This is a genomic window from Actinomadura pelletieri DSM 43383 (assembly GCF_003634705.1).
In the GTDB taxonomy this organism is placed as follows: Bacteria; Actinomycetota; Actinomycetes; order Streptosporangiales; family Streptosporangiaceae; genus Spirillospora; species Spirillospora pelletieri.
Map to the genome: position 1 here is coordinate 173,318 of NZ_RBWU01000007.1, position 24,529 is coordinate 197,846.

The 24,529-nt window shown below is 70.7% G+C and carries 25 protein-coding genes; 14 read left to right on the top strand and 11 right to left on the bottom strand.

Translation table 11 applies throughout. The features are described from left to right. Positions 1 to 12: 12 nt before the first annotated feature. Entirely contained in the window at positions 13 to 2,787 is a 2,775-nt protein-coding gene (locus BZB76_RS29020) for an ABC transporter substrate-binding protein (RefSeq protein WP_147449591.1), read from the bottom strand. Then, positions 2,784 to 4,475, bottom strand: a complete 1,692-nt coding sequence (locus BZB76_RS29025; RefSeq protein WP_121437621.1) for a serine/threonine-protein kinase — start codon at positions 4,473 to 4,475, stop codon at positions 2,784 to 2,786. The genes BZB76_RS29020 and BZB76_RS29025 overlap by 4 nt, the downstream gene beginning before the upstream one ends. 508 nt (positions 4,476 to 4,983) lie before the next feature. Between BZB76_RS29025 and BZB76_RS29030 the strand changes: the two genes are divergently transcribed. Continuing rightward, positions 4,984 to 5,280 (top strand): DUF4193 domain-containing protein, encoded by a 297-nt coding sequence (locus BZB76_RS29030; RefSeq protein ID WP_117404125.1) that lies wholly within the window; start codon positions 4,984 to 4,986, stop codon positions 5,278 to 5,280. A 17-nt stretch (positions 5,281 to 5,297) separates the two neighbouring features. Further along, positions 5,298 to 6,098 (top strand): hypothetical protein, encoded by an 801-nt coding sequence (locus tag BZB76_RS29035; protein WP_246007284.1) that lies wholly within the window; start codon positions 5,298 to 5,300, stop codon positions 6,096 to 6,098. A 495-nt stretch (positions 6,099 to 6,593) separates the two neighbouring features. On the opposite strand, the gene BZB76_RS29040 is transcribed toward BZB76_RS29035, so the two are convergent. Continuing rightward, entirely contained in the window at positions 6,594 to 6,881 is a 288-nt protein-coding gene (locus BZB76_RS29040) for a DUF4235 domain-containing protein (RefSeq protein ID WP_121437622.1), read from the bottom strand. 108 nt (positions 6,882 to 6,989) lie between these two features. Here BZB76_RS29040 and valS point away from each other — a divergent pair, with 108 nt between their 5' ends. The 4 genes from valS (at position 6,990) to BZB76_RS34370 (ending at position 11,768) form a co-directional block, all read left to right on the top strand. Continuing rightward, complete coding sequence (gene valS / locus BZB76_RS29045; RefSeq protein WP_121437623.1) at positions 6,990 to 9,515, top strand: valine--tRNA ligase; 2,526 nt, start codon at positions 6,990 to 6,992, stop codon at positions 9,513 to 9,515. 320 nt (positions 9,516 to 9,835) lie between these two features. Continuing rightward, positions 9,836 to 10,192, top strand: coding sequence for a hypothetical protein (locus tag BZB76_RS29050; RefSeq protein WP_121437624.1), 357 nt, complete (start codon positions 9,836 to 9,838; stop codon positions 10,190 to 10,192). A 26-nt stretch (positions 10,193 to 10,218) separates the two neighbouring features. After that, complete coding sequence (locus BZB76_RS29055) at positions 10,219 to 11,223, top strand: hypothetical protein (protein ID WP_121437625.1); 1,005 nt, start codon at positions 10,219 to 10,221, stop codon at positions 11,221 to 11,223. A 275-nt stretch (positions 11,224 to 11,498) separates the two neighbouring features. Continuing rightward, the gene (locus BZB76_RS34370) at positions 11,499 to 11,768 is read left to right on the top strand and encodes a hypothetical protein (protein WP_147449592.1); all 270 of its coding nucleotides are present in this window, start codon (positions 11,499 to 11,501) and stop codon (positions 11,766 to 11,768) included. A 4-nt stretch (positions 11,769 to 11,772) separates the two neighbouring features. On the opposite strand, the gene BZB76_RS29065 is transcribed toward BZB76_RS34370, so the two are convergent. The 4 genes from BZB76_RS29065 to BZB76_RS29080 form a co-directional block, all read right to left on the bottom strand. Then, positions 11,773 to 12,291, bottom strand: a complete 519-nt coding sequence (locus BZB76_RS29065; RefSeq protein WP_147449593.1) for a hypothetical protein — start codon at positions 12,289 to 12,291, stop codon at positions 11,773 to 11,775. Further along, on the bottom strand, positions 12,288 to 12,719 hold the full coding sequence (locus BZB76_RS29070) for a YbaB/EbfC family nucleoid-associated protein (RefSeq protein ID WP_170180804.1): 432 nt from the start codon (positions 12,717 to 12,719) through the stop codon (positions 12,288 to 12,290). The genes BZB76_RS29065 and BZB76_RS29070 overlap by 4 nt, the downstream gene beginning before the upstream one ends. A gap of 128 nt (positions 12,720 to 12,847) precedes the next feature. After that, positions 12,848 to 13,540, bottom strand: a complete 693-nt coding sequence (locus BZB76_RS29075) for a YidC/Oxa1 family membrane protein insertase (RefSeq protein ID WP_121437629.1) — start codon at positions 13,538 to 13,540, stop codon at positions 12,848 to 12,850. A gap of 46 nt (positions 13,541 to 13,586) precedes the next feature. Next, positions 13,587 to 13,874, bottom strand: coding sequence for a DUF6412 domain-containing protein (locus tag BZB76_RS29080; RefSeq protein ID WP_121437630.1), 288 nt, complete (start codon positions 13,872 to 13,874; stop codon positions 13,587 to 13,589). A 239-nt stretch (positions 13,875 to 14,113) separates the two neighbouring features. On the opposite strand from BZB76_RS29080, the gene dut reads away from it, so the two are divergent. From dut to BZB76_RS36855, 3 genes are all read left to right on the top strand, one after another. Next, positions 14,114 to 14,629, top strand: coding sequence for a dUTP diphosphatase (gene dut, locus BZB76_RS29085; protein ID WP_211343246.1), 516 nt, complete (start codon positions 14,114 to 14,116; stop codon positions 14,627 to 14,629). A gap of 3 nt (positions 14,630 to 14,632) precedes the next feature. Beyond that, the gene (locus BZB76_RS29090; RefSeq protein ID WP_121437632.1) at positions 14,633 to 15,460 is read left to right on the top strand and encodes a DUF3710 domain-containing protein; all 828 of its coding nucleotides are present in this window, start codon (positions 14,633 to 14,635) and stop codon (positions 15,458 to 15,460) included. 108 nt (positions 15,461 to 15,568) lie between these two features. Beyond that, a complete protein-coding gene (locus tag BZB76_RS36855; RefSeq protein WP_475647907.1) occupies positions 15,569 to 15,649 on the top strand; it encodes a 50S ribosomal protein bL37 in 81 nt (26 codons plus the stop codon). Between the two features lie 5 nt (positions 15,650 to 15,654). On the opposite strand, the gene BZB76_RS29095 is transcribed toward BZB76_RS36855, so the two are convergent. After that, complete coding sequence (locus BZB76_RS29095; protein ID WP_121437633.1) at positions 15,655 to 16,356, bottom strand: PIG-L deacetylase family protein; 702 nt, start codon at positions 16,354 to 16,356, stop codon at positions 15,655 to 15,657. 20 nt (positions 16,357 to 16,376) lie between these two features. After that, the gene (locus BZB76_RS29100) at positions 16,377 to 17,657 is read right to left on the bottom strand and encodes an ArsB/NhaD family transporter (RefSeq protein WP_121437634.1); all 1,281 of its coding nucleotides are present in this window, start codon (positions 17,655 to 17,657) and stop codon (positions 16,377 to 16,379) included. Between the two features lie 242 nt (positions 17,658 to 17,899). Here BZB76_RS29100 and BZB76_RS29105 point away from each other — a divergent pair, with 242 nt between their 5' ends. The 5 genes from BZB76_RS29105 (at position 17,900) to BZB76_RS29125 (ending at position 23,121) form a co-directional block, all read left to right on the top strand. After that, on the top strand, positions 17,900 to 18,709 hold the full coding sequence (locus BZB76_RS29105; RefSeq protein WP_121437635.1) for an ABC transporter ATP-binding protein: 810 nt from the start codon (positions 17,900 to 17,902) through the stop codon (positions 18,707 to 18,709). Between the two features lie 2 nt (positions 18,710 to 18,711). Continuing rightward, complete coding sequence (locus tag BZB76_RS29110; protein WP_121437636.1) at positions 18,712 to 20,070, top strand: FtsX-like permease family protein; 1,359 nt, start codon at positions 18,712 to 18,714, stop codon at positions 20,068 to 20,070. A gap of 94 nt (positions 20,071 to 20,164) precedes the next feature. Then, complete coding sequence (gene murJ / locus BZB76_RS29115) at positions 20,165 to 21,979, top strand: murein biosynthesis integral membrane protein MurJ (RefSeq protein WP_246007285.1); 1,815 nt, start codon at positions 20,165 to 20,167, stop codon at positions 21,977 to 21,979. Positions 21,980 to 22,028: 49 nt separating this feature from the next. Next, a complete protein-coding gene (locus BZB76_RS29120; RefSeq protein ID WP_121437637.1) occupies positions 22,029 to 22,418 on the top strand; it encodes an OB-fold nucleic acid binding domain-containing protein in 390 nt (129 codons plus the stop codon). Between the two features lie 28 nt (positions 22,419 to 22,446). Beyond that, complete coding sequence (locus BZB76_RS29125) at positions 22,447 to 23,121, top strand: DUF3159 domain-containing protein (RefSeq protein WP_246007286.1); 675 nt, start codon at positions 22,447 to 22,449, stop codon at positions 23,119 to 23,121. Between the two features lie 67 nt (positions 23,122 to 23,188). Here BZB76_RS29125 and BZB76_RS29130 read toward each other — a convergent pair whose 3' ends face one another. Beyond that, positions 23,189 to 23,848 carry a potassium channel family protein gene (locus tag BZB76_RS29130; RefSeq protein WP_121437638.1) on the bottom strand — a complete coding sequence of 220 codons (660 nt, stop codon included), beginning with the start codon at positions 23,846 to 23,848 and terminating at the stop codon, positions 23,189 to 23,191. Then, a complete protein-coding gene (locus BZB76_RS29135) occupies positions 23,848 to 24,513 on the bottom strand; it encodes a potassium channel family protein (protein ID WP_121437639.1) in 666 nt (221 codons plus the stop codon). The genes BZB76_RS29130 and BZB76_RS29135 overlap by 1 nt, the downstream gene beginning before the upstream one ends. Between the last annotated feature and the right edge of the window lie 16 nt (positions 24,514 to 24,529).

The following is a 24,529-nucleotide window of genomic DNA, read 5'->3' on the forward strand; positions in this document are numbered from 1 at the left end:
CCGCGAAGCGTGCTACCTGAGCGCGGCCGTCGCCACGGTCGGGTCGCCGTCGTAGTCCATCTCCAGACCGACGAACCTGTGGCCGCGCACCCTGGCGGCCGTTCCGTTGTAGAGCAGGGGGATGAGGGCCAGGTCGTCCAGCGCCGTCTTCTCGGCCTGCCGGAACAGGCTCGTCCGGGTGTCGGCGGAGTGCGTCCTGAGCGCCGTGGAGATCAGGTCGTCGAAGCGGACGTTCTTCCAGCCGGCCAGGTTGGAGTACTGGTTCTCACCGGTCGCCACCAGCGTGCCGCCCAGCAGCGGCCACAGCATCGTGTAGGCGCTGGGATAGTCGGGGCCCCAGGGGAACAGCACCAGACCGGACGCGTCGTCCGCGACCACATCCTTCCGGAACCGTTCGTACTCGGTGATCGGGACGCCCCTCATCTCGACCTTCCAACCGAGCGACGGCGACTCGAGCATGGTCTTCACGGCCTCGACGAACCGCCGGTACTCCGGCCTCTCCAGGTAGTAGAGCCGGATCGTGGTCCCCGGCTTGAGCCCCGCCCGCCGCGCGAGCTCCTGGGCCTTCGCCGGGTTCGCCTCCGCGCACGAGGGGCAGGCGCCGGGCTCGCCGAACCCGGGGATCGACGCCGGGACGATGCCGTGGGCGGGCTTGTAGACGCCGCCGAACAGCTCGCTGAGCTTCCTGCGGTCGATGAGGTGGGACACCGCCTCCCGCGCCTCCCTGGACTTCATCGGCCCCCGCGCGGTGATCGGGACCAGCAGCCGGGTGAACGCCGTGGTCCGCGACCTCACATCGGGCTTGAGGGGCTCGCCGAGGGAGTCGATCGAGGTGGGCGCCCAGTCGACCTGACCTGAGGTGTAGGCGACGCCGCCGAGATCCGGGGTCGTGACCATGGAGATCTCAACACCGTCCAGTCTGGTCTTGCCGAACGCCCAGGCGTCGTTACGGGTCAGGACGACGCGCACGCTCGGCCGGTACTCCTTCAGCTTGAACGGACCGTTGCCGACCGGGTGCTTGTTGTAGGTCGTGTTGTCGTGCCTTCCCGCGGCCTGGGGGACGGGCATGAACGCGGGTTCGGCCAGCCGGGTGGAGAAGTCGCAGTTGGGGGAGGTGAGCGCGACGCTCAGCTCCGTGTCGGAGACCGCCACGACCCCGGACAGCGTCTCGGATCTGCCGTCCGCGACCGCGGCGAAGCCCTCGATGTCGTTCAGCAGGTAGGAGCCGCCGCCCTCGCTCGTGACCGCGGCGCTGCGCGCCCAGCCACGCGCGAAGGCCCGCGCGTCGACGGGCTCGCCGTTGCCGAACGTCGTCCCGCCCCTGATGCCGATCTTCCACTGCCGGCAGTCCGGGCCCGGCGTGATCCGGGTCGCGAGCCGGTTGCGCGCGACACCGTCCGCGCCGACCTCGGTCAGGCCGGTGAAGAGCTGCTTGGTCAGGAAACGTCCGGTACCGGAGAAGACATGCGACGGGTCGATCACGTCGTTGATCGTGCCGGCCGAGAGTCCCGTCATCCGGAACGTGCCGCCCGTCCGGCCGGCCGGCGCCGGCGGGGGGTCGTCGCCGCCGGTGAGCTGGACGGCGATCACGGTGCCCGCCACGACCAGGGCGACCAGCGCGGCGCCGCCGGCGCCCGCCAGCACGCCGATGCCGCGCCTTCTGCCTCTCACCCTGCCCCTCACCGGGGCGGTGGGGCCCATGCCCAGGTGCGGAGGGGAGTGCGGAGGCGGCACGGGGAGAGGCGGCCACGCGGTGTGCCCCTGCGGGCCCTGGGGCGGGAACGGCGACGGATGCGCCCATGCCGGCGACTGCGGCGACTGTGGCGACTGCGGCGACTGCGGCGACGGAGTGGGCGGCGACGGAACGGTCCGCAGCCGCGCCGACTCGGTGGCCGCCGTCACGGCGCCCTGGGTCAGGATCACCGAGTCCTCGCCGCCGGCCGCCTCCGGCGCGACCTCCGGCTTCGGCAGGCTCCCCGCGAGGTCCAGCAGGTGCGCCAGGACGCTCGGGGACGTCGGACGCAGCGCCGGGTCCTTGCTGAGGCAGTCCGCGACGACCTGGCGCAGCGGTTCCTCCAGATCCCCGAGGTCCGGCGGCAGGGCGAGGATCCGGTGCATGACCGCGGGAATGGAGTCCTGCCCGAACGCGGGCCGCGCCGTGGCCGCGTACACCATCGTGGTGCCCCACGCGAACACGTCGGCCTCCGGCCCGACCGGCGCCCCGGAGATCTGCTCGGGCGCCATGTAGGCGGGCGTGCCGACGGCGGTGCTCGACAGCGTGCCGGTCGCGTCCAGCGCCCGCGCGATACCGAAGTCGATCACGCGCGGGCCGTCCGGCGCGAGCAGCACGTTCGCGGGCTTGAAATCGCGGTGCACGACGCCCGCCTGGTGGATGGCGGCGAGCGCCGTCATCGTCCCGATCGCCAGCCGGTCCAGGTCGGTGCCGCGCCGCGGGCCCTCGTCCGCCAGCACCCGCGACAGCGGCGGACCGTCGATGTACTCGCTGACGATGTACGGGCTGTCGCCCTCGACGTCGGAGGCCAGGACGCGAGCCGTGCAGAACGCCGAGACGCGCTGCGCCACCGCCACCTCGGCCGCGAACCGCGCCCTGGCCTTCGGGTCGCCGCTGAAGCGAGCGTGCAGCAGCTTCACGGCGACCCGGCGGCCCTGGTCGTCCTCCCCGAGGTAGACGGTGCCCTGACCGCCCGACCCGAGGAGGCCGGTCAGCCGGTAGGAACCGAGATACGAGGGATCACCCTCGCGAAGGGGGGTGATCTCCGTCGTCACTTGCTCACGGTTCCGAAGGCGGCTGCGGTCGCGGCGTTGCGGTCCTGGCGCCACTCCCAGCGCAGGATGTCACCGGACGGGGACGGCTTGAACTTGATGTAACCGGCGGCGCACTGGTTCGGGTCCATGCCCGTGAACGGTGTCTCCTGGTACTCGATCTCCGAGCTGTTCGCGTCACCGGACAGGTGCGAGAGCCGGGTACGGCACTCGATGCTCGCGTTGGCCGGGTACGTGTACGTCGCGAGCCCGACCGAGTAGGCGAGCGTGAACCGGACCTGGAAACTGGTGTTGCCCGAACCGGCGCCCGGCTGCGTGCCGTTGCCCCGGAACACCCCGATGAGCCCCCCACGCGTGCTGGTGAGGGTCGGCGACGGCAGCACGGGCGGCGAGTAGGTGGTCGGCGGCACGTACGGGTCGGGGTCGTCGTCGCCGGAGGCGGCGATGACGATCGCCACGATCACGATCACCACGATGAGCACGAGGACGCCACAGCCGATCGCGAGGGCCGGTCCGGCGCCGCCGGACCGCTTGGGCGGCGCGTACCCCGGCATCGTCGGCCCGGGCGGGCCAGGTGGGCCCGGCATCGGCGGCCGGCCCATCGGCATGCCATGCTGCTGCGGCGGGGGCGGCATCGCCCCGCCCTGGTACATCGGCATCGGCGGCGGCGTGATCGGCTGGGGCGGCGGGGTGTTCGGCCCCGGCATCCCGCCCTGGTGCATCGGCATCGGCGGCGGGGTGATCTGCTGCTGCGGCGGCTGCGGGCGGGGCGCCGGCGGCACCGGAGGCGGCGGCGCGAGCTGCGACGCGATCCGGGTGCCCTGGTTCAGCAGTTCCTCCTGCCCGCCGCCCTGGCCCGCGGGCGCAGCGCCGACGTGCCCCAGCAGGTTCAGCAGGAGCTGCGCGGCCGGTGGACGCAGGCCCGCGTCCTTGGACAGGCAGCGTCCGATCAGGTCGCGCAGCGGGCCCGGGGGCAGCGCGGACAGGTCCGGCTCCTCGTTGAGGATCCGGTTGATGATGACCGGCAGCGTCTCCGCTTCGAACGGCGACTGCCCGGTCGCGGCGAACACCATCGTCGCGGCCCAGGCGAAGATGTCCACGGCCGGGGTCAGCGGCGCGCCGGTGAGCTGCTCGGGCGCCAGGTAGCCGGGCGTGCCGACCACCATGCCGGTGGCGGTCACCGCGCTCTCCTGCGAGTTGACCGTCCGGGCGATGCCGAAGTCGACGACGCGGGGGCCGTCGGACGCGAGCATGACGTTGTTCGGCTTGAAGTCGCGGTGGACGATCCCGGCCTCGTGGATGGCGGCGAGCGCCGTCACCGTGCCGATCGCCAGCCGTTCCAGCTCCTCGGGGCTGCGCGGCCCGTCGTGCGCGACCACGTCGTGCAGCGAGGGACCGTCGATGAACTCGCTGACGACGTACGGCTGGTCGCCCTGGACGTCGGCCTCCAGGACGCGAGCCGTGCAGAACGGCTCGACCTTCTGCGCCGCGGCGACCTCCCGGGTGAACCGGGCGCGCGCGGCGGGATCGTTCGCCATCTGGGCGTGCAGCAGCTTGACGGCGACGTACTCGCCTCCCGGCGCCCTGCCGAGAAAGACGGCGCCCTGGCCACCGGCGCCGAGCCGCCCGACGACCTCGTACTGCCCGAGTGCCCTAGGATCGCCCGGCTCCAGCGGAGCGGCATCCGGCATCTGTCCTCCAGTGACCCGCAGTGATGTCCCGCGATGATGTGCGCCGGGCCCGATGGGGGCCGTGTGCCGGCGATCGCCGGGCAGGCCCCGCAGGGGACCCGCCCCCAACCTCAGGCGGGCACGATATCGCGTTAGTTCAGACGTTTCACCGAAGAGTCTGGTTCGACGGTCGACCAGGTCGCGTCGGCCGCCCCGGCGCGCCGGGCAGGTCGGCGCGCGCAACGCCGCCCGGACCGATATGATCCCCGACCGCCGCGGGATCCACGGCGGGGCGTTCACCGTTCAGGGAGCGGGACGGTGACATCTCGGTCAAATGTGTGACGGAAGACACAGTACGAGGAAGAGATGCGGGTGATAGGTGTCACTCGTGGGGACGGTCGCGCCTCGTGTGTCGCAGGTCACCAATCGTGACAGAATTTCCCGCCCGGATCGGGCACAAGAACGGCCCCCCGAGCGTTAGTTCCGCGCGACGGGGCGCATAAAGCACTGAGGGGGATGGAGACAGAAGATGGCGACCGACTACGACAGCCCACGCAAGACAGACGACGATCTCAGCGAGGACAGCCTCCAGGAGTTGCAGGCCCGCCGCGCGGACAAGGCGGCCAGCATCATCGACGAGGACCTGGACGCCGGTGAGGTCGCCGAGCTTCCAGGCGCCGACCTGTCGAACGAGGAGCTCACCTTCCGGGTGGTTCCGCGGCAGGCCGACGAGTTCACCTGCACGCGCTGCTTCCTGGTGCACCACCGCAGCCAGTTGGCCACGGAGAAGAACGGTCAGCCGGTCTGCCGCGAATGCGCCGCCTGACCGGGAGTGGCCGCCGGGTGACGGGAGAGATCGAACGACGTGATGACGAGGTGGAGCCGTCCGGCCATGACGGCTCCACGGAGGTCGGTGAGCTGATCGGACGGCTCGCCGGCGACGAGCGCATGGACCGTGCGACCCGCGGCCGCCTGCTCGGACGGCTGGCCGGCCTGCTCGGTCAGAACGCCCGCAGGGCGGGCGCCGCGGGTGTCGCGCGCGGCCGGTGGCTCGGCGAACTGCTCGTCGAGGCCGCCCCGCACATCCCCATCCGTGACATCGAGACCCTCCAGGCCCACCATCCCGGCCTGCTGGGCGAGGAACTCGCCGACAAGATCGTCAAGGTCGCCGCGAACGGCACGACCGCGGTCGGCGCCGCCGGGGGCGCGCTCGCCGCGGTGGAGTTCGCCGCCCCGCCGCTGCTGCTGACCGCGCCCGCCCAGCTCGCCGCCGAGACCCTCGTGATCGCGGCCATCGAGGTCAAGATGATCGCCGAGCTGCACGAGGTGTACGGCGTCCGCGTCCAGGGCGGCGGCACCGCCCGCGGCGCCGCGTTCGTCACGTCCTGGGCCCGGCAGCGCGGCGTCAACCCCCTGGAGACCGGGTCCCTCACCAGCGCGCTGGGCACGGCCGCCAAGTCGGCCCTGCGCAAACGGCTGCTGCGCACCTTCGGCCGCAGCCTCGGCACCATGGGACCGTTCCTCACCGGCGCCGCCGCCGGGGCGGCCCTCAACCGGTCCGCCACCAAGGCCCTCGCCGCCAAGATCCGCAAGGACCTCGGCGCGACCGTCGGCCCGCCCTCCATCCCCCCGAGTACCCACTGATTCGCAGGCTGTGTTTAATACAGGCCCGGCCCACTCCGCTCGCCTGGCGGCTCGCTACGTAACCTGTCCTGGTGCGAACGCGGCATCGCTTCGCGATCTGCCCGGTTCCGCTCGCCTTTAGCTTCGCTGCACCGGGCGGGTAACGCGTTCGCACGCGGGCTGTGTTTATTGCAGGACCGGCCCACTGCGCTCGCCTGACGGCTCGCTACGTAACCGTTCCTGGGGCGAACGCGGCATCGCTTCGCGATCTGCCCGGTTCCGCTCGCCTTTAGCTTCGCTGCACCGGGCGGGTAACGCGTTCGCACGCGGGCTGTGTTTATTGCAGGACCGGCCCACTGCGCTCGCCTGGCGGCTCGCTGCGTGACCGTTCCTGGGGCGAACGCGGCATCGCTTCGCGATCTGCCCGGTTCCGCTCGCCTTCGGCTTCGCTGCACCGGGCAGACAATGCGTTCGCGCGTGGGCTGAGGCGACGCCGAAACGAGCCCAAGCCCTGTGTCAGACCTCGGACCTGAGGTTCGACGGGAGTTCGCCGGTGCCCTTGGCCCACTGCCTGGCTGCGGCGCGGGTGGCGAGCAGCCGCGCGAGCTCCATCCCGACGCCCATCACCACGGCCCAGCCGATCGCCTCGGTCAGCGCGACCTCCGGGGACTCGGGGTTCGTCGGCGGCTCCTTCCCGGTGCTCTTCTTCCAGGCCAGCGTGATCGCCTTCTTCGCGACGAAACCGCCCGCGAAGGCCGCGGCGCCGGCCATCACCCGCCAGCCGAGGTCGCCCTTGTCCGCCATCTTCGTCCTCCAGTCGTCCTGTCCTGTCCGACGCTACCGGAACGGCCCGCCCCCGGCGCCGCCGAACAATTGGCCTGCGATCCGGGCCGATGTCAATACGATTGATCCATGACAGAGCAGCCGCGTACCTCCCATGTGCCCGCCAAGCCCTCCCTGGACGGCCTGGAGGACAAGTGGGTACGCGTCTGGGAGGACGACGGCGTCTACCGCTTCGACCGCACGCGCCCGCGCGGTGAGGTCTTCTCGATCGACACCCCACCGCCCACGGTGAGCGGTTCCCTCCACGTCGGTCACGTCTTCTCCTACACCCACACCGACACCGTCGCGCGGTACCACCGCATGCGCGGTCGGGCGGTCTTCTACCCCATGGGCTGGGACGATAACGGGCTGCCCACGGAGCGACGCGTCCAGAACCACTTCGGCGTCAGGTGCGACCCGTCGCTTCCGTACGACCCGGACTTCCAACCCCCGGCCAAGCCCGACGCCAAGCGCCAGCAGCCCGTGTCGCGGCGCAACTTCATCGAGTTGTGCGAGCGGCTCACCGCCGTGGACGAGAAGGCGTTCGAGGAGATGTGGCGCCGCGTCGGCCTGTCGGTCGACTGGAACCACCTGTACACGACGATCGGGGACGTCGCCCGGACGGCCTCGCAACGCGCGTTCCTGCGCAACCTGGCGCGCGGTGAGGCGTACGTGTCCGAGGCGCCGACCCTGTGGGACGTCACGTTCCGCACGGCCGTAGCCCAGGCCGAACTGGAGGACCGCGAGCAACCCGGCGCCTTCTACCGGATCCGTTTCCACGGGGACGAGCGGCCCGTCTACATCGAGACGACCCGTCCCGAACTGCTGCCCGCCTGTGTCGCCCTGGTCGCGCACCCGGACGACGAGCGGTACCAGGAACTTTTCGGGACGACCGTCCGCACACCGCTGTTCGGCGTCGGCGTCCCCGTCGTCGCGCACCGGCTGGCCGAGCCCGACAAGGGGTCCGGCATCGCGATGATCTGCACGTTCGGCGACGTCACGGACGTCACCTGGTGGCGCGAACTCGACCTGCCCACCCGCGCGATCATCGACTGGGACGGCCGGCTCGCCGCCGACCCGCCGGACGGCGTCCCCGCGCACCCCTACGACGAACTCGCGGGCAAGACCGTGCACTCCGCCAGGGAACGGGTCGTCGAGCTGCTGCGCGACTCCGGCGATCTCGACGGCGAACCCCGCAAGATCAGCCGACCGGTGAAGTTCTACGAGAAGGGCAACAAGCCCCTGGAGATCGTCACCACCCGGCAGTGGTACATCCGCAACGGCGGACGGGACGAGGGCGTCCGCGCCGAACTGCTCGCCCGCGGCCGTGAGCTGCGCTGGCATCCCGGCTACATGCGGGCCCGCTACGAGAACTGGGTGGAGGGCCTGAACGGCGACTGGCTGATCTCCCGCCAGCGGTTCTTCGGCGTGCCGATTCCCGTCTGGTATCCGCTGGACGACTCCGGGGAGCCCCGCTACGACGCGCCGATCGTCCCGTCCGAGAACGCGTTGCCGGTCGACCCGTCGTCCGACGTCCCGCCGGGCTTCACCGAGGAGCAGCGCGGCAGGCCGAACGGTTTCGTCGGCGACCCCGACGTCATGGACACCTGGGCGACGTCGTCGCTGACCCCGCAGATCGCGGGCGGTTGGGAGCGCGACACCGACCTGTTCGGCCGGGTCTTCCCGTACGACCTGCGGCCCCAGGCTCACGACATCATCCGGACGTGGCTGTTCTCCACGGTCGTCCGCGCCCATCTGGAACACGGATCGCTGCCGTGGCGGGCCACCGCGCTGTCCGGATGGATCCTCGACCCCGACCGCAAGAAGATGTCCAAGTCGAAGGGGAACGTCGTCACCCCGATCGACCTGCTGCACCAGTACGGCTCCGACGCCGTCCGGTACTGGGCGGCCGGGGGACGTCCCGGCACCGACACCGCGTTCGACACCGGCCAGATCAAGGTCGGTCGCCGTCTCGCCATCAAGATCCTCAACGCGTCGAAGTTCGTTCTCGGCCTCGGCGAGGTCCCGCCGGACGCGCCGGTGACCGAGCCGCTCGACCGGGCGATGCTGGCGACGCTGTCCGGTGTCGTCCAGGACGCGACCGAGGCGTTCGAGGGCTACGACTACGCACGGGCCCTGGAACGCACGGAGCGGTTCTTCTGGGAGTTCTGCGACGACTACCTCGAACTGGTCAAGACCCGCGCCTACGGCGACGGCCCGGACGCCCGGTCGGCGCGGGCTGCCCTGCGCACCGCGCTGTCGGTCCTCCTCCGCCTGTTCGCCCCCGTCCTGCCGTTCGTGACCGAGGAGGTGTGGTCGTGGTGGCGGCACGGGTCGGTGCACACCGCGTCGTGGCCGTCGAAGGCCGAACTGCCGCCGGGCGGCGACCCGGCCGTCCTCGCGGCGACGGGCGAGGCGCTCCGCCAGGTCCGTAAGGCCAAGTCGGAGGCGAAGGCGTCGATGCGCGCGGACGTGACCCGCGCCGTCGTCCGGGGCGCCGAGGTCACCCAGATCGCCCGCCCGGACCTGGCGGCCGCGGGCCGCATCGCCGACCTGACCCTGGAGTCCGCCCCCGCCGCCCTGAGTGTCGAGGTGACCCTGGCCCCCACCCCCTGACCGACCGCCGATCGATCTCGCGTGTACGAACCGCACCGGATATCGACGCTCCGGCGGCGCCGACAATAGGGAATGGGCGGACAGCGTGACTTCTGCCCGTCCACCACGAGAAACGCCGCTCAGAAGGGGCAGTTGAACAGGTAACCTTCCCCGGTGAATGTCGCCAATGAGGAATAGCGGGCCATCTTTGGCTGCTAGGCTGCCGCGAAACGCGTCCGGTGCGGCCGGGCCTTGGTATGTCACAGGGCGCGGAACCGCTGCGGGAAAGGACGGGCGTGGCACCGCCAGAAGGCTTAGGCAACGACCGGCCAGGCGCGACCATGAGACCGGCGCCGCCGACGTCACCGTTCGGCGGCGCCCCGGTGACGGCGGCCGGTGGAGGCGTGGAGTTCGACCCTCCGGTGATCGAAGCGTTCGGTGGCAGGCTCATTCAGGCGGTGGGCAAGGAACTGACCGCGGCCCGCAAGCACCTGAACGGGGCCCCGCGGCAGGTGGAGGCCACCGCGTTCACCACGTTCTGCATTCCGCTGGCCCACGTCTACGTCCAGGCCACCGAGTACGCGGACGTCGATCTCGTCACCAAAGAGAAGGTCCTGACGGACTACGACGCCAAGCTCAAGAAGACCGCCGCGATCCTGCGCGAGGCGGACAGGAAGAGCGCACCCAAGAGTAAGTAGCCGCCACGCGCCAAGAGGAGTCCGGAGTGGCCGACAATGGCTTAAGCGCCCTGGAGAACGTCGCCAAGGCCGCCTATTGGGAGGCGACCATAGCGGCTTTCTTCATTCCCAACGCCTGGTCCATGGTGGCCATCATCTACCAGGCGCAGTCGAACCCGGGGCAGCTCTGGGACGCCGCCGACGAATGGTACGAGGTCAAACAGCGCCTGGTGGCGGCCGACAAGGAGGTCACGGCACAGCTCAAGGCACTGAGCGAGCGTGACTGGTCGGGCGAGGACCGCGACGCGTTCGACAAGAAGCTGCACGACTACCAGAACCAGATCCGGCTCTCCTACGCTTTCGCCGTCGCCGTCCATCTCATGCTCAAGATCATGGCCATGCTCATCGCCATGTTCATCATGATGATGTGGGCCTTCGCCACGATCATCTTCATCTACGCGATGATCATTCTGGTGCTGTGGGGCTTGATGGCCGTCCCGGTCTTGAATACCTGGGCTACAGCTGCGCTTTCCTCGGTGCGGGCACAGGCCACCGTGATCACAGGCCAGCTCTACATGATCCTCAAGTCGGCGGCGGCGGGTCTGGAGACCTTCGGGAAAGGGGCCGCAGCCACACTGGGTGGGCTGATGGCCATCGACGTCACTGGCCAGATGCTGACGGGGAACACCGCTGCCTACGCCGACTTCGGCCAGGCGGCCGTGAACAGCTTGGACGACGTGGCCAAAGGCCATCTCGCCCTTTTGGAGCAGAAACTGACCGGCCAGTTCATGAAGGGGAAGAGGCTGGGCGGCGCCGACCTAGGAGCGATCGGTAAGTACAAGTTTCCGGCGGCGAAAATCCCGAAGAACGCGCGGCCCTGGTTTGAAAAAATCGGCGGAGTCAAGGGTGCGTTCGATGTAGGTGTCCCAGGTGCTGAGGAGGGAACCTATCCCGCTGGAGGATCACCGACCGTCACCCGGCCCGTCACGGGGCTCGGCGAGAAGTACGGCGACCCATTCGTTACGCGGACCGATGCGCTTCCTCCATCGTGATTGGAACGACGATAATGTCATCGCCTCAGGAAATTGAGTTTGATAACATGACTGAGGGCCTTCCTTTGGTCTTTGGCTCATGTATCGTCATTGGTGGGGGAGCGGTCTGGCTGGGAATCAGGCAGGACGGCTGGTTGGCGATCTTCCTCTTCGCGATAGCTGCCCTCGTACTGGTTTACGTGGTCTATGTCACGCAATCTCTACTGCGTGTGGGCCCGAGCAAGTTGTCGCTGACGCCTAAGGGGCTGGTTTACAAGGTCGGGGGGAAATGGGACTTGGTGCCGTCCGAAGCCATCGAGGCGGTCGGGCTGGTGCGTCACCGGGGGGCGGGGGTGCCGGCGGAACTGTTGCTCTGGTACGACCCGTCCCGGATGGCGGAGGTGCCGAAGAACATCCGGCGGCGTGAGACGGCCCCCGGGCAGATCCGACTCGCGCATGTCATGGACGAGCGGAACTTCTTCCCGCCCCACCGGGTCAAGGAGGTTCGGGAACTCGTCCAGGCCCATGGGCTGGGGGAGTGGCGGAACCGTGGGGCGGGGACCTGACACCTCAGTTCATTCCAGGGAGGTTGGAGTACGTCTCGTCGGCGGTGACGGCCATGGCGAGCATGACCACGTCCCAGCCGGTGGAGCCGTTGGTCCGCAGGTCCACGGTCCAGGAGTCGCCGCTGATCGCGATGGTGGCGATCGGAGCGCCGGAGGTGTCGACGGCGTCGAATGAGTCCCACGCCGCATTGGTCGTGATCGTTCCCATCGGTGCGCCGTCCGCGTCCTGGACGGTGAACTCCACCTTGAGGATCGCCAGTCGGCGTTTCTTCTTCTTGACGAGCGCGGAGGGAATCCCGTCGGCCGCCGTCACACGGCACTCGTCGTCGTCCTCGGCGTCGAATTCGGGCATCTCGAACAACAGCGTGCCGTCCGTCCGGACGATCCGCAGGGTTCCGCCCGAGGTGAACATCGTGCGCCAGGTTCGGCGCGGGCGCTCCACCCTGGCCAGCACGTTGCCGTCCCAGTCGGTGAAGACGTCGTCGGAGTAGAGCAGTTCGCCGGTTCCGAAGAGCATGCTCATCGCTCGAAGTTCCTCCGCATCTGCTCGAAGATCTTGTTCGCGTCGCGGAGGCCGCCGGTGAACAGGTCCTGGATGCCCGCGATCGTCTCCTTGAGTTCGGCCGGGTCGGGCTGCAGATCAGCGGGGTTCGCGGTGCCGAATACCTCGCCGGTGAGTTCGTCCAGTTGACGCTGGAGGTCTTGCTTGGCCGCACGTGCGACCTCGACGATGATCTCGGCCAGGCTCTCCGAGCCCTCGCGCATGGCGCGGGGATCGATCCGGAGTTCGGCCAGGTCACCGGAAGGCCCCCAACCGATCTTGACGCGACCGTCGGCCGATTCGGCGCGGCCGACCAGTTCGGCCGTCCGTGCCTTCAGCTTCTCCGTGTCGGCCAGTTGACGCTCGGAGGCGCGCAGGATTTTCTCGAAGTCGAACTCGGGGGGTAACAAGGGAGCCCTTCGCTGTCTCGTCTGTCGAATGCCGGTCCAATGTTAGCCATCGGTTCTGGTCGCGTCGGGTGGAATCGACTGTTGGCCGGGGAAAATGCTCGGGGAAGCGAAATATTCAGAGATTTTCGCTAGTGGCCGGTCGCGATCGGTTTGCGGTGCAGGATCGTGCGTTCTGCGGCAGTCCAGGCGGTCGATGTCAGTAGGTACAGGCCTGCTGCCAGGGGGACGAAAGCCGCCACGGCGACCGTTCCGAAAGGTGCGAGGCGGGCGGCCGTGCCTATCGGGCCCTCGGCCGTCACTCGGCGGGACGACCACGTGGCCACGGCTGCTAGAAGCGCGAACAGGCCCAGGAAGACCAGGGAGGGCGGGGAGAACAGGCCGGCGCCGACGACGCCGATCCAGTTCTGTCCGAGCGGTGCCGCCAGCAGTGTGTGCGTGAGGAGCAGGTTCTGGTGGCCCGCGACCGTCGCGGAGACGAACAGTCGGTACATGACCATGAAGAAGGGCACCTGTACGAGCAACGGCAGGCATCCGGCGGCCGGTGAGACGCCGTCTGCCTCGAAGAGGGCGGCCGTCTCCCGCCGGAGCCGCTGCGGATCGTTCGCGTGCTTCTTCTGGAGCTTCCATACCTCGGGCATCAGGCGGGTCCGTGCCCGTTCGCCGCGCGCGACGGCGACGGACAGCGGAACCATCAGGAGGCGCACCGCGGCGGTGAACACGACGATCGCGAGCGCGGTCGCGAGACCGCCCGCGAGCGGGTGCAGGACGTCCGCGAGCCCTCCGACGAGGGCGGCGGCGATCGAAACGGGAAAGTCGAGCATGGGAGAGCCTTCCGGAGAGAGGAGATCGGTGGCGTGCCGGCCGCGCTCAGGCGGCCGCGATCTCCGTTCCGGGGGCTCGGGGACGGGGACGTCCCGCCGCGTCCGGATCGCGTTGCGGAAGGTAGGCCGTGCGGAGGGTTCGGTCGCGCAGGGTCGTCCGGACCCGTGCCGGTGTGGAGTGGTGGCGGGTCGTGGAGAGCCGCGCGCCGGCCAGGAACAGCAGGCCCGTCACGGCGACCGTGGCCAGGGCCAGCAGGATCGGGCCGTCGGAGGCGGCCCACCCGGCCACGGCGAATCCGCGGAGTGTCGCGGAGATCACCAGTGACCAGATCACGTGCGGGCCCTTCTCGACGGTGTCCGTTCTGATCGACGCTCGCCGGGCGCGGTGGGTTCCCCGATGTTCGGTATGCGTGTTTCTTCCGTGAGTGGGCGAAATTTCCGGGCGGGGGCATACTGCGGAGCGGGTAGGGTCAACTGCCGGACTCGCCCGGCGGCGGCGTTTCAGCGTCGGCCGGGCATCGCGCCCTGGGTAGGGTCGTGAGGTTTCCGGCACGTGAGCGGCGAGGTGGACGCGTGAGCAAGGTCGATGTGCTGATCCGGCGGCTGGATCCCGGGCTTCCCCTACCCCGGTACGCGCATCCGGGCGACGCGGGCGCCGATCTCGTCGCGGCCGTGGACGTCCGGCTGCCCCCCGGGGAACGCGCCGTCGTCCCGACCGGCATGGCGATCGCGCTGCCCGATGGCTACGCCGCTTTCATTCACCCCAGGTCCGGTTTGGGCGCTAGGTTGGGGGTGACGATAGTCAACGCACCCGGTACGGTCGACGCCGGCTATCGGGGTGAGATCAAGGTGACCCTGCTGAACACCGACCCCCGCGCCACGGTGAGCCTGCGGCGTGGAGATCGCATCGCGCAGATGGTCGTGCAGCGGGTGGAACGGGCGGTGTTCCACGAGGTCGCGGAGCTTCCCGGATCGGCGCGCGGAACCGACGGATTCGGCTCCACCGGCGGATTCGGTCGCGGACCCGGCGAGCGTGGGCTCGCGGGCGCGGATAATGCAGGCAATGAGCACAGTCGAGAAGGAGCGTGAATCGTGGTTTTTGGACGTCGCCGGCAGGCCGAGGAGCCCGAGAAGGGGCCCGAGGTGACCGAGGAGCCGGCGGAGACCGCCGAGGAGGCTCCCGCCGATGAGGCCGCCGCCGAGGCGGCGCCCGCCGGAGGCGGTCCCTGGGACTCCGAGGACTCCTTCCCCGATTTGCAGCGGCTCGACTTCGGGTCCCTCCGGATTCCGGTGGCGGAGGGGCTCGGTTTCCAGGTGAACTTCGAGGCCACCCAGGTGGACGAGGAGGGCAACCCGCTCGACGGGCGTCCCGTCGCGGTCCTGGTGCAGTACGAGGAGAGCGCCATGCAGTTGCAGGCGTTCGCGGCCCCGAAGCGCAGCGGCATCTGGGACGACGTGCGCCGTGAGACCGCCAAGGACATCCAGGAGGAGGCCAAGGGCCAGATCCAGGAGGGCGAGGGCCCGTTCGGCCCCGAACTGCTGGCGATGGTGCCGCAGCCGCTGACCGAGGAGGTCCTCGCGGAGATGCCGGAGGACTTCCGCGCGCAGATCCCCGCCGAGTTCATCGAGCAGGGGTGGGCGCCGCAGATCATCCGTTTCCTCGGTGTGGACGGCCCCCGCTGGTTCCTGCAGGCCGTCGTGCAGGGCGCCGCGATCGAGAACGAGGAGCAGTGGCAGGTCCTGGAGGACGTGCTGCGCGGTGTCGTCGTCGTCCGCGGTGACGCCCCCATGCCCCCGCGCGACCTGCTGGAGTTGCAGATCCCGAAGGAGTTCCGCGAGGGCGGCACCGAGGAGGAAGAGGAGGCCGTGGAGACCTTCGACCCCTTCGAGCGCGGCCCCGAGATCACCGAGGTTCGCTGACCCGGACACCGGCCGCACGCCTTTACGGACGTGCGGCCGGCGGTTTTTCGCGGGGTCGTGCGCGGCCCGGACCTTGCCTTCGACGCCTCCCGGGTGCTGAATCAGGACATGTCGAAGAAGACGCGGAAACGCCGGGCCCGTAAGCGCAGCAAGTCCAACAAGGGCAGGCGGCCCAACGCCCGCCACTGAGCGTTCTAGCCCTCGATCATCTCGAACGTGATCGCGTGCTCGACGCCGACGGCGCGTCCCGCCTCCTCGGCGGCGCCGGTGAGGAACGCCGCCGCGTCGAACTCGGCGCCCAGGTTCGAGAAGTACACCTCGTGCGCGAGCAGCGAGTCGATGCCCGCCCGCAGGTGGCCGGTCACGTCCACATAGTGCGTGGCCCGCGGTGACCCGCCGAACAGCGCGAACCGCACGCCCTGCCACGGGTCGAGGCCGAGGTCGCGGAACACCCACCGGTTGGCGGCGTCCCTGATCGCGTCCGCGACGGCGAGCCCGAGGACCCGGTGGTCGGCCATGTTGAACCCGCCGCCGGGAAACGTCTCCCGGAAGTTCAGCGACAGCACCACCTCCGGCCGGTGCCGCCGGATCGCGGCGGCGAGCGAGCGCCGCAGCGGCAGCCTGTACTCCAGCACGCCGTCCGGGAAGTCGAGGAACTCCACGGTCTCCACGCCGACGATCCGCGCCGCCTCGACCTGCTCGGCGCTGCGGATCCGGGCGACCTCGTCCGGTTCCATCGAGTCGATCCCGGCCTCGCCGCGGGTCGCCATCACCTCGACCACGGTTTTGCCCTGACCGGTCCACTTCGCGATCGCCGCGGACGTTCCGTACTCGACGTCGTCGGGGTGCGCGACGAGCGCCAGCGCCCTTTCCCAGTCCTCAGGTACCTCGTCCATCCCCTCATCCTCGCCCACGGTTACAGGTAGCGCAGCCACAGGTACGGGGTGGCGAGAGCGACCGTGATCAGGGTGACGACGAGGCCGTACCGGGTGAAGTACCAGAAGCTGATGGGCGAGCCGTGGCGGGCGGCGATGCCGAGGACGACGACGTTGGCGCTGGCGCCGATCGCGGTGGCGTTGCCGCCGAGGTCGGCGCCGAGGGCGAGCGCCCACCACAGGACCTGGCCGTCGTCGCCGGGGTACTGCTGGACGAGGTCCGACACGATCGGGCTCATCGTCGCGACGTAGGGGATGTTGTCCACGATCGCCGACAGCCCGGCCGACGCCCACAGCAGCAGCATCGACGCGGCGCCGAGCCGGCCCTCGGTGGCGTCGGCGGCGGCCTCGGAGATCTCGCCGATCACACCGGTCTCGACCAGCCCGCCGACCATCACGAACAGCCCGGCGAAGAACACCAGCGTCGGCCACTCGACCTCGCTCAGCGCGTCCTCGGTGGTCACCTTGGTGGCGGCGACGAGCAGCCCGGCGCCGAGGAGCGCCACGACGGACGGCTCGTAGTGCAGCACGGGGTGGAGCACGAACGCGGCGACGACCACGGCGAGGACGGCGAGGCCCTGCACGAGCAGCCGCCGGTCGGTGATGACCTCCCGTTCCCGCAACGCCATGACCTCGGCGGCGCGGTCCGGGTCGTAGCGGAACGCAGAGCGGAACAGCCAGCGGCAGAGCAGGCAGAACACCACCATCAGCAGCACGACCAGCGGCGCCAGATGGACGAGGAAGTCGTTGAACGACAGATCGCCGCGGCTCGCGATGATGATGTTGGGCGGGTCGCCCACCAGCGTGGCGGTGCCGCCGATGTTGGACGCCATCACCTCGGCGACGAGGTACGGCTCGGGTCGCAGGGCGAGTCGTTCGCAGACGAGGAACGTGACCGGCGCGATCAGCAGCACGGTGGTGACGTTGTCCAGCAGCCCCGACGCGACCGCGGTGAGGGCGACCAGCATCACCATCAGTCGATAGGGGCGGCCCCGCGCCCGCTTGGCGGCCCAGATCGCCACGTACTCGAACACGCCGGTCTGCCGCAGCACCGACACGATCACCATCATCCCGAGGAGAAGGAAGATGACGTTCCAGTCGATCCCGGACTCCTCGGAGTAGAAGGAGTCCTCCGCGTCGGTGATGTGCAGGAGCAGCATCAGGCCGGCGCCGCCGAGCGCCACCGCCGTCCGGTGCACCTTCTCGGTGGCTATCAAGACGTAGGCGCAGAGGAAGATGACGATCGCGACTGTGGCCTGCACGAAGTCTCCTGATCGGCGTACGCGTGACGGGACCTGCCGACCAGACTTCCCGGCGCACCGTCAGCGACTGTAACCCGTCCCCGTCGGGCGGGGCGACACCGGGGGGCGGCCCGGAGCCCCGGCGAGGGTGGGGTTTTGTCTACCCCGATCGGCGTGCTGGACCCATCCTCCGCGGCCGTCGCCGTCCGTAACTTCGATCTCGCAGGCGCTCCAGAACGGGGCGATGGGCGGAAGGTAAGGCGATGATCGGACGTAAGGGATCGGCCCCCACGGGCGGGGCACAGAGCCACCCCCAGGGGGAGGCGCTGCGCCTGGAAGGCGTGCGGAAGGTGTACGGCGCCGAAGGCAACCGGGTGGTCGCGCTGGACGGCGTGTCGCTGTCGCTGCCGACGGGGTCGTTCACCGCGGTGATGGGGCCGTCCGGGTCGGGCAAGAGCACGCTGCTCCAGTGCGCGGCCGGCCTCGACCGTCCCACCGAGGGGCGGATCTTCGTGGACGGCGCCGAACTGTCCGGGGACGACGAGGCCGCGTTGACGAAGTTCCGCAGGGAGCGGATCGGATTCGTCTTCCAGCAGTTCAACCTGCTGCCGACGCTGACCGTGACGCAGAACGTGGTGCTGCCCTTGAAGCTCGCGGGCCGGAAGGTGGACCGGCGGGCGGCGCGGACCGTCCTCGACCGCGTCGGACTCGGCGAGCGGCTCGATCATCTGCCGGCGGAGCTGTCCGGCGGGCAGCAGCAGCGCGTGGCGATCGCGCGGGCGCTGGTGACGCGGCCGCGGGTGCTGTTCGCGGACGAGCCGACCGGCGCGCTGGACACCCGGAGCGCCCGTGACGTGCTGGGACTGCTGCGGGAGTCGGTGCGGGTCTCCGGGCAGACGATCGTGATGGTCACCCACGACCCCGTCGCCGCGTCCTTCGCGGACGCCGTCCTGTACCTGGCGGACGGACGGATCGTCGGCCGGCAGAGCGCGCCGACCGCCGAGGCCGTCGCGGAACGGATGACGCACCTGGCCGAAGAGGTCGAGCGGCAGCGGACGATGGCGGAGGCGTGACGATGTTCCAGTTGGCGATCAGTTCACTGCGCAGGCGGACCGGGGCGTTCGCGGCGAGCTTCCTCGCGATGTTCCTCGGCTCGGCGATCATCATGGCGTTCGCGTCGATGCTGGACACGGCGGAGGCGAGCGACGCGACCGGAACGGCCAGGGAGACCCTCGTCGTGATGGCGAACGTCGTCGGCGGCTGGGGCCTGCTGCTGGTGATCTTCGCGGTCACCTCGACGCTGACCCTGTCCGTCCGGCAGCGGGCCGCGGAGGTCGCGCTGCTGAAGAGCGTCGGCGCGACCCCGGCGCAGCTCGCCCGCATGATCGTCGGTGAGGCGGCGGCCCTGGCGGTGGCGGCGGCGCTGCTCGGGATCGTTCCGGGGATGCTGCTCGGCCGGGGGCTGCTCGGCCTGCTGCACGACACCGACCAGGTCCCGGCGGACGTCGGGTACAGCTTCGGCCCGGTCGCCCTGTCCATGGGCGTCGGCATCACGATCGTGTCCGCGGTCGGCGCCGCGCTGATCACCGCCCGCCGCACGACCCGCGTCCGGGTCACCGAGTCGCTGACGGCCGCGGCCGTCGACACCGGCCGGCTGACCAGGAAGCGCATCGTGTTCGCGGTGATCTTCCTCCTGGTCGCGCTCCAGCAGGCGATCATCACCGTGACCGTGATGGACGGCAAGGGCACCGACGCGATGGCGACGTCCGGGCAGGCCGACATTTTCGCCGCGATCGGGCTGGCGCTGCTCGCCCCGGCGATCATGCGGCGGGTGACGGCGCTGGTGGCGCGTCCGCTGGGCCGGTTCGGCGGCGCGGCGGGCGGGCTCGCCGCCGACACCATGCGCCGCCGCACCTCCGCGCTGGCCTCCGCCGTCACGCCGATCATCCTGTTCGTCGCGACGGCCGTCGGGACGCTGTTCCTGCAGGCCACCGAGAACGCGGCGGTGGCCGCCTCCGGGCTCGCCAAGACCACCGAGCAGAAGAACATCGAGACGCTCAACTTCGTGGTCATCGGCATGGTGGTGCTGTTCACCGCGATCATGCTGGTCAACACGCTGGTCGCGGCGACCGCGCACCGGCGCCGCGAGTTCGGCCAGACGCGGCTGGCGGGCGCGACGCCCGGCCAGGTGCTCGGCGCCGTCGCGGTCGAGTCGGCGGTGCTGACCGTCACCGGGGTCCTCGTCGGGACGGTCGCGTCCGTCTTCACCATCGTCCCGTTCGGGCTCGCCCGGCACGACTCGGCCACCCCGGACGGAAGCGTCTGGACCTACCTCGCCGTGGTGGCGCTCGCCGCCGTCCTCACCGGGGCCACCGCCTACGCGGCGACCCGCCGCGCCGTCCGCGTCCCCGCGGTCGAGGCGGCGCTGCACTGAACCCGGCCGCCGGAACCCGGCACGTGCCACGTGGGCGCACCTCCGCACGGAGGGCGCCCACGCGGCATACTGGCGCGTCCTGGGGGTGGTGCCGATGGACGAGCCCGACAAACGCCGGATCCTGATGCCCGCGGTCCTCGACGAGGCCGAGCGGGCGGAGCCGCCCGGCGAACCCGAGCCCGGGCTCGTTCCGGTCCGCGACCCCGGGGACATCGCAGATCCGGGGCCCGCCGACCGGCCCGGCTCGGAGGGCGACGAGATCGGCGGCGCCGCGCAGGCCGCGCCGCCGGGCGTCGCGCACTCCAGCGCCGTCATGGCGATCGGGACGGTCTTCTCCCGCCTCACCGGCTTCCTGCGCACGGTGGTGATCGGCGCCGCGCTCGGCACCGGACTGCTCGGCGACGCCTACCAGGCCGCCGAGATGATCCCGTACACGGTGTACGAGCTGTTGCTCGGCGGGCTGCTCGCCAGCGTGTTCGTCCCGTTCCTGGTCAAACGGCGGATGCGGGACGACGACGGGGGAGCGGCGACCGAGCGGCGGCTGCTCGGCGTCGTGCTGGTGTCGCTGGCCGTCCTGACCGGTGTCGCCGTCCTCGCCGCCGACCAGCTGATCTCCCTGTACGCGGGCGGGTACCAGGGCAGGCAGCGCGACGTCGCGGTGCTGCTCACCCGGATCCTGCTCGTGCAGATCTTCTTCATCGGCGTCAGCGGGCTGGCGAGCACGCTGCTGAACGTCCGGCGCCGGTTCGGGGCGCCGATGTGGGCGCCGGTCGTCAACAACCTGATCACGATGGCGGCGGGCCTGCTGTTCCTCTGGATCGCCGGACGCGGCCGGACCACCGCGACCGTCACCGACGGCCAGCTCGCCCTGCTCGGGTTCGGCTCCGCGGTCGGCACGGTCGCGCAGAGCGCCGTCCTGGCGTGGACGCTACGGTCCGCCGGGTTCCGCTGGCGGGCGCGCCTCGACCTGCGCGGCTCCGGGCTCGGCGAGGCGGTGCGGGCCGCGTCGTGGATGCTGCTCTACATCGTCGTCGCGCAGGCGGGCGTCCTCGTGACCGCGAACGTCGCGACCCGCGCCGGGGACCGCGCCGTCGACGCCGCCGGCCACCCCGTCACCGGCAGCGGCCTGGCCGCGTACAAGTTCGCGCTCGTCGTCTTTCAGCTTCCGTACGCGATCATCGCGGTGTCGGTGATCACGGCGTTGCTGCCGAGGATGAGCGCGCATGTCGCGGACGGGCGCCGGGACCTCGTCCGGGACGACTTCTCCCGCGGCCTGCGCCTGGCCTCGGCGCTGCTCGTCCCGCTGTGGCTCGGGATGCTGGTGTTCGCGGTGCCCGGCTCGGTCACCTTCTTCGCCTACGGCAGCCTCACCGAGGACGGGGCGCGCCGCATCGGCGCCGTCCTGATGGTCTTCGCCGTGATGGTGCTGCCGTTCACCCTGCACCAACTGCTGATGCGCGTGTTCTACGCGCTCGGCGACACCCGCACGCCCGGCCTGATCGCCATTCCGGCGGGGATCGTCCAGGCGGCCACGGCGTTGGCGCTGCTCGGGCTCGTCCCGGCACGGCAGGTGGTGCTCGGCCTGCCCGTCGCGTACGGGTTGTTCTACGTGGTCGGCGCGGCCGGGGCCGCGTTCGTCCTGCGGCGCCGGCTCGGCGGCATGGACGGGCGGCGCATCCTGCGCGCGCTCGTCCGGCTGCACCTGGCCGCCGCGCCCGCGGTGGTGTTCGCGGCGGCGGCCGTGTGGGGCTTCGGTCACCTGCCGGGCGACCGGCTGCCCGCCCTGCTCGCCCTCGCCGTCGGGGGCCTCGGCGGCGGGGTGCTGTACGTCCTGACGGCCCGGCTGATGAGGGTGCCGGAGATCGGATACTTCACCGCGATGGCGGCGGCGAGAGTACGCCGTTCCTGACCGAGGGCGGGGGGTCCGATTCGTCCGGGGATGCCATACGCTTCGTGGCATGGACGAGGAATCGGCCGATCGGGGGAGAGGCGGCCTGCGGCGCTTCCTGCGGCGCATGGCGTCGAGCAGGGCCGAACTCGAGGCCGAGGAGCTGCAGAAGTCCTCGGGGGACGAGGGCGCGACGCCGATCACCGAGTGCGCCGAGCGCACGCGACACCGGGTGGCGGGTACGCTGCGTACGGTGACGCTCCGTCCACGGGGCGGCGCTCCCGCGCTGGAGGCGGAGCTGTACGACGGCACCGACGTGATCAGCCTGGTCTGGCTCGGCCGTCGTAAGATCACCGGCATCGACCCGGGGCGCATGCTGCGCGCCGAGGGGCTGGTGAGCACACAGGACGGGCGCAAGGTCATGTTCAATCCGCGATACGAGCTGCGCGGCGGTTCGTGAGGGCCGCCGCGGCGGTCGGGAGTTCGACGTGAGCGAAGTGGATACGTCCCAGGACGACAGGGCGGCGCACGACACGGTCGAGGCGGCCGTGCGCGCCCAGCTCGCCAAGGCCCTCGGCGGTGTTCGCGGCATGATCGAGGCCGCGGTCCCCGTCACCGCCTTCACCGGCACCTATGTCGCGACGAAGGACGTCAAGCTCGCCGTGGGCGCCGGTGCCGGCGCCGCGGTGCTGCTGCTGGCCGTGCGGATCGCGCAGCGCTCCAACCCGCAGTTCGTCCTGAACAGCCTCTTCGGCATCGCGGTCGCCGCGTTCTTCGCGCTGCGCTCCGGCAAGGCCGAGGACGCGTTCCTGCCCGGGATCATGCTCAACGCCGCCTATGCCGCCGCGATGATCTTCTCGATCGTGGTGCGCTGGCCGCTGGTCGGCTTCATCATCGGCACGGTCACCGGCGACCCGACCGCGTGGCGCCGCGACCCCGGGATCGTGAAACTGTGCTCCCGGTTGACCTGGCTGCTGGTGCTGCCGTGCGCGGCGCGGGTCGCCGTCCAGTACCCCATCTACCTCGCCGACGGCGACCAGAGCGGCCTGCTCGGCCCCGCCAAGATCGTCATGGGCTGGCCGTTGCAGGTGGCGGCGCTGGCGGCGATGGTGGGCCTGCTCGCCCGCGGCCGCACCCCCATCGACCGGGAGAAACCCGCCTAGGCGCCCGTCGCGGGCCGGTCGAGGAGGCTCGCCTCCCCGACCAGGTCACGCGTCCGGGCGGCCCGTCTCAGTGGCCGCCGAGAAGTTCGGCCAGTTCGTCCTCCACGTCCTGGCTGGCGAGGAACATCAGCTCGTCGCCGGGCTCCAGTGTGTCGTCGGCCGTCGGCACCAGCACCCGGCCCTCCCGCAGGATCGCCACCAGCGCCGTGTCGCGCGGCCAGTCCACCGACCCGACCCGCTGCCCGCCGAGCGGCGCGTCCTCCGGCAGCGTCAGCTCCACCAGGTTCGCCTCGCCCTGCCGGAACGTCATCAGCCGGACGAGGTCGCCGACGCTCACCGCCTCCTCCACCAGCGCGGACAGCAGCCGCGGCGTCGACACCGCGACGTCCACGCCCCACGACTCGTTGAACAGCCACTCGTTGAGCGGATGGTTGATCCGGGCCACGACGCGCGGCACCCCGTACTCGGTCTTCGCCAGCAGCGACACCACCAGGTTCACCTTGTCGTCACCGGACGAGGCGACCACCACCTGGCAGCGCTCCAGCGCCGCGTCGTCCAGCGCGGAGATCTCGCACGCGTCGGCGAGCAGCCACTCGGCGCGCGGCACCATCTCCACCTTGATGGCCTTCGGGTTCTTGTCGATCAGCAGGACCTCGTGCCCGTTCTCCAGCAGTTCCTGCGCGATGGACCGGCCCACCGCGCCCGCGCCCGCGATCGCGACCCGCATCAGGCCTCCTCCCCGTTCCGTGCCGCGACGGCGGCGTTGACGCGTTCGAGATCATCGGCGCCGGCCATGATGTGCACGATGTCGCCGTCCTGGATCACCGTGTCGCGGTCGGGGACGAGGGCCTCGCCCATCCGCGACAGGAACGCCACCCGCGTGCCCGCGTGCTCCTCCAGCGCGCCGACCTTCTCCCCGACCCACAGCGCCCCGGAGTCCAGTTCGGCGAGGACGACCGCGCCGGTCGGATCCCGCCACAGCGGCTCGGCGCCCTCGGGGAGCAACCGCCGCAGGATCTGGTCGGCGGTCCACCGGACGGTCGCGACCGTGGGGATGCCGAGACGCTGGTACACCTCGGCGCGCCGCGGGTCGTAGATCCGGGCCACGACGTTGTCGACGCCGAACGTCTCCCGCGCCACCCGGGCCGAGATGATGTTGGAGTTGTCACCGCTGCTGACGGCCACGAACGCCGACGCGCGCTCGATGCCCGCCTCGGCGATCACATCGCGGTCGAAACCGAACCCGGTGATGCGGCGGCCCCGGAACCCGCTGCGCAACCGCCGGAACGCCTCCGGGTTCTGGTCGATGATGGCCACCGAGTGACCCTTGTCCTCCAGGATGTGCGCGAGCGTCGAACCGACCCGCCCGCATCCCATGATCACGATATGCACGGCCGTTCCTTCTTCC

What these genes read in the sequence shown, in the direction of transcription:
- BZB76_RS29095 (WP_121437633.1), bottom strand. Translation starts at nt 16,356, where the DNA reads ATGGACGAGGTACCTGAGGACTGGGAAAGGGCGCTGGCGCTCGTCGCG.
- BZB76_RS29075 (WP_121437629.1), bottom strand. Translation starts at nt 13,540, where the DNA reads ATGCTCGACTTTCCCGTTTCGATCGCCGCCGCCCTCGTCGGAGGGCTC.
- BZB76_RS29050 (WP_121437624.1), top strand. Translation starts at nt 9,836, where the DNA reads ATGAGACCGGCGCCGCCGACGTCACCGTTCGGCGGCGCCCCGGTGACG.
- BZB76_RS29105 (WP_121437635.1), top strand. Translation starts at nt 17,900, where the DNA reads ATGATCGGACGTAAGGGATCGGCCCCCACGGGCGGGGCACAGAGCCAC.
- murJ (WP_246007285.1), top strand. Translation starts at nt 20,165, where the DNA reads ATGGACGAGCCCGACAAACGCCGGATCCTGATGCCCGCGGTCCTCGAC.
- BZB76_RS29120 (WP_121437637.1), top strand. Translation starts at nt 22,029, where the DNA reads ATGGACGAGGAATCGGCCGATCGGGGGAGAGGCGGCCTGCGGCGCTTC.
- BZB76_RS29110 (WP_121437636.1), top strand. Translation starts at nt 18,712, where the DNA reads ATGTTCCAGTTGGCGATCAGTTCACTGCGCAGGCGGACCGGGGCGTTC.
- valS (WP_121437623.1), top strand. Translation starts at nt 6,990, where the DNA reads ATGACAGAGCAGCCGCGTACCTCCCATGTGCCCGCCAAGCCCTCCCTG.
- BZB76_RS29025 (WP_121437621.1), bottom strand. Translation starts at nt 4,475, where the DNA reads ATGCCGGATGCCGCTCCGCTGGAGCCGGGCGATCCTAGGGCACTCGGG.
- BZB76_RS29040 (WP_121437622.1), bottom strand. Translation starts at nt 6,881, where the DNA reads ATGGCGGACAAGGGCGACCTCGGCTGGCGGGTGATGGCCGGCGCCGCG.
- BZB76_RS29130 (WP_121437638.1), bottom strand. Translation starts at nt 23,848, where the DNA reads ATGCGGGTCGCGATCGCGGGCGCGGGCGCGGTGGGCCGGTCCATCGCG.
- BZB76_RS36855 (WP_475647907.1), top strand. Translation starts at nt 15,569, where the DNA reads ATGTCGAAGAAGACGCGGAAACGCCGGGCCCGTAAGCGCAGCAAGTCC.
- BZB76_RS29065 (WP_147449593.1), bottom strand. Translation starts at nt 12,291, where the DNA reads ATGAGCATGCTCTTCGGAACCGGCGAACTGCTCTACTCCGACGACGTC.
- BZB76_RS29030 (WP_117404125.1), top strand. Translation starts at nt 4,984, where the DNA reads ATGGCGACCGACTACGACAGCCCACGCAAGACAGACGACGATCTCAGC.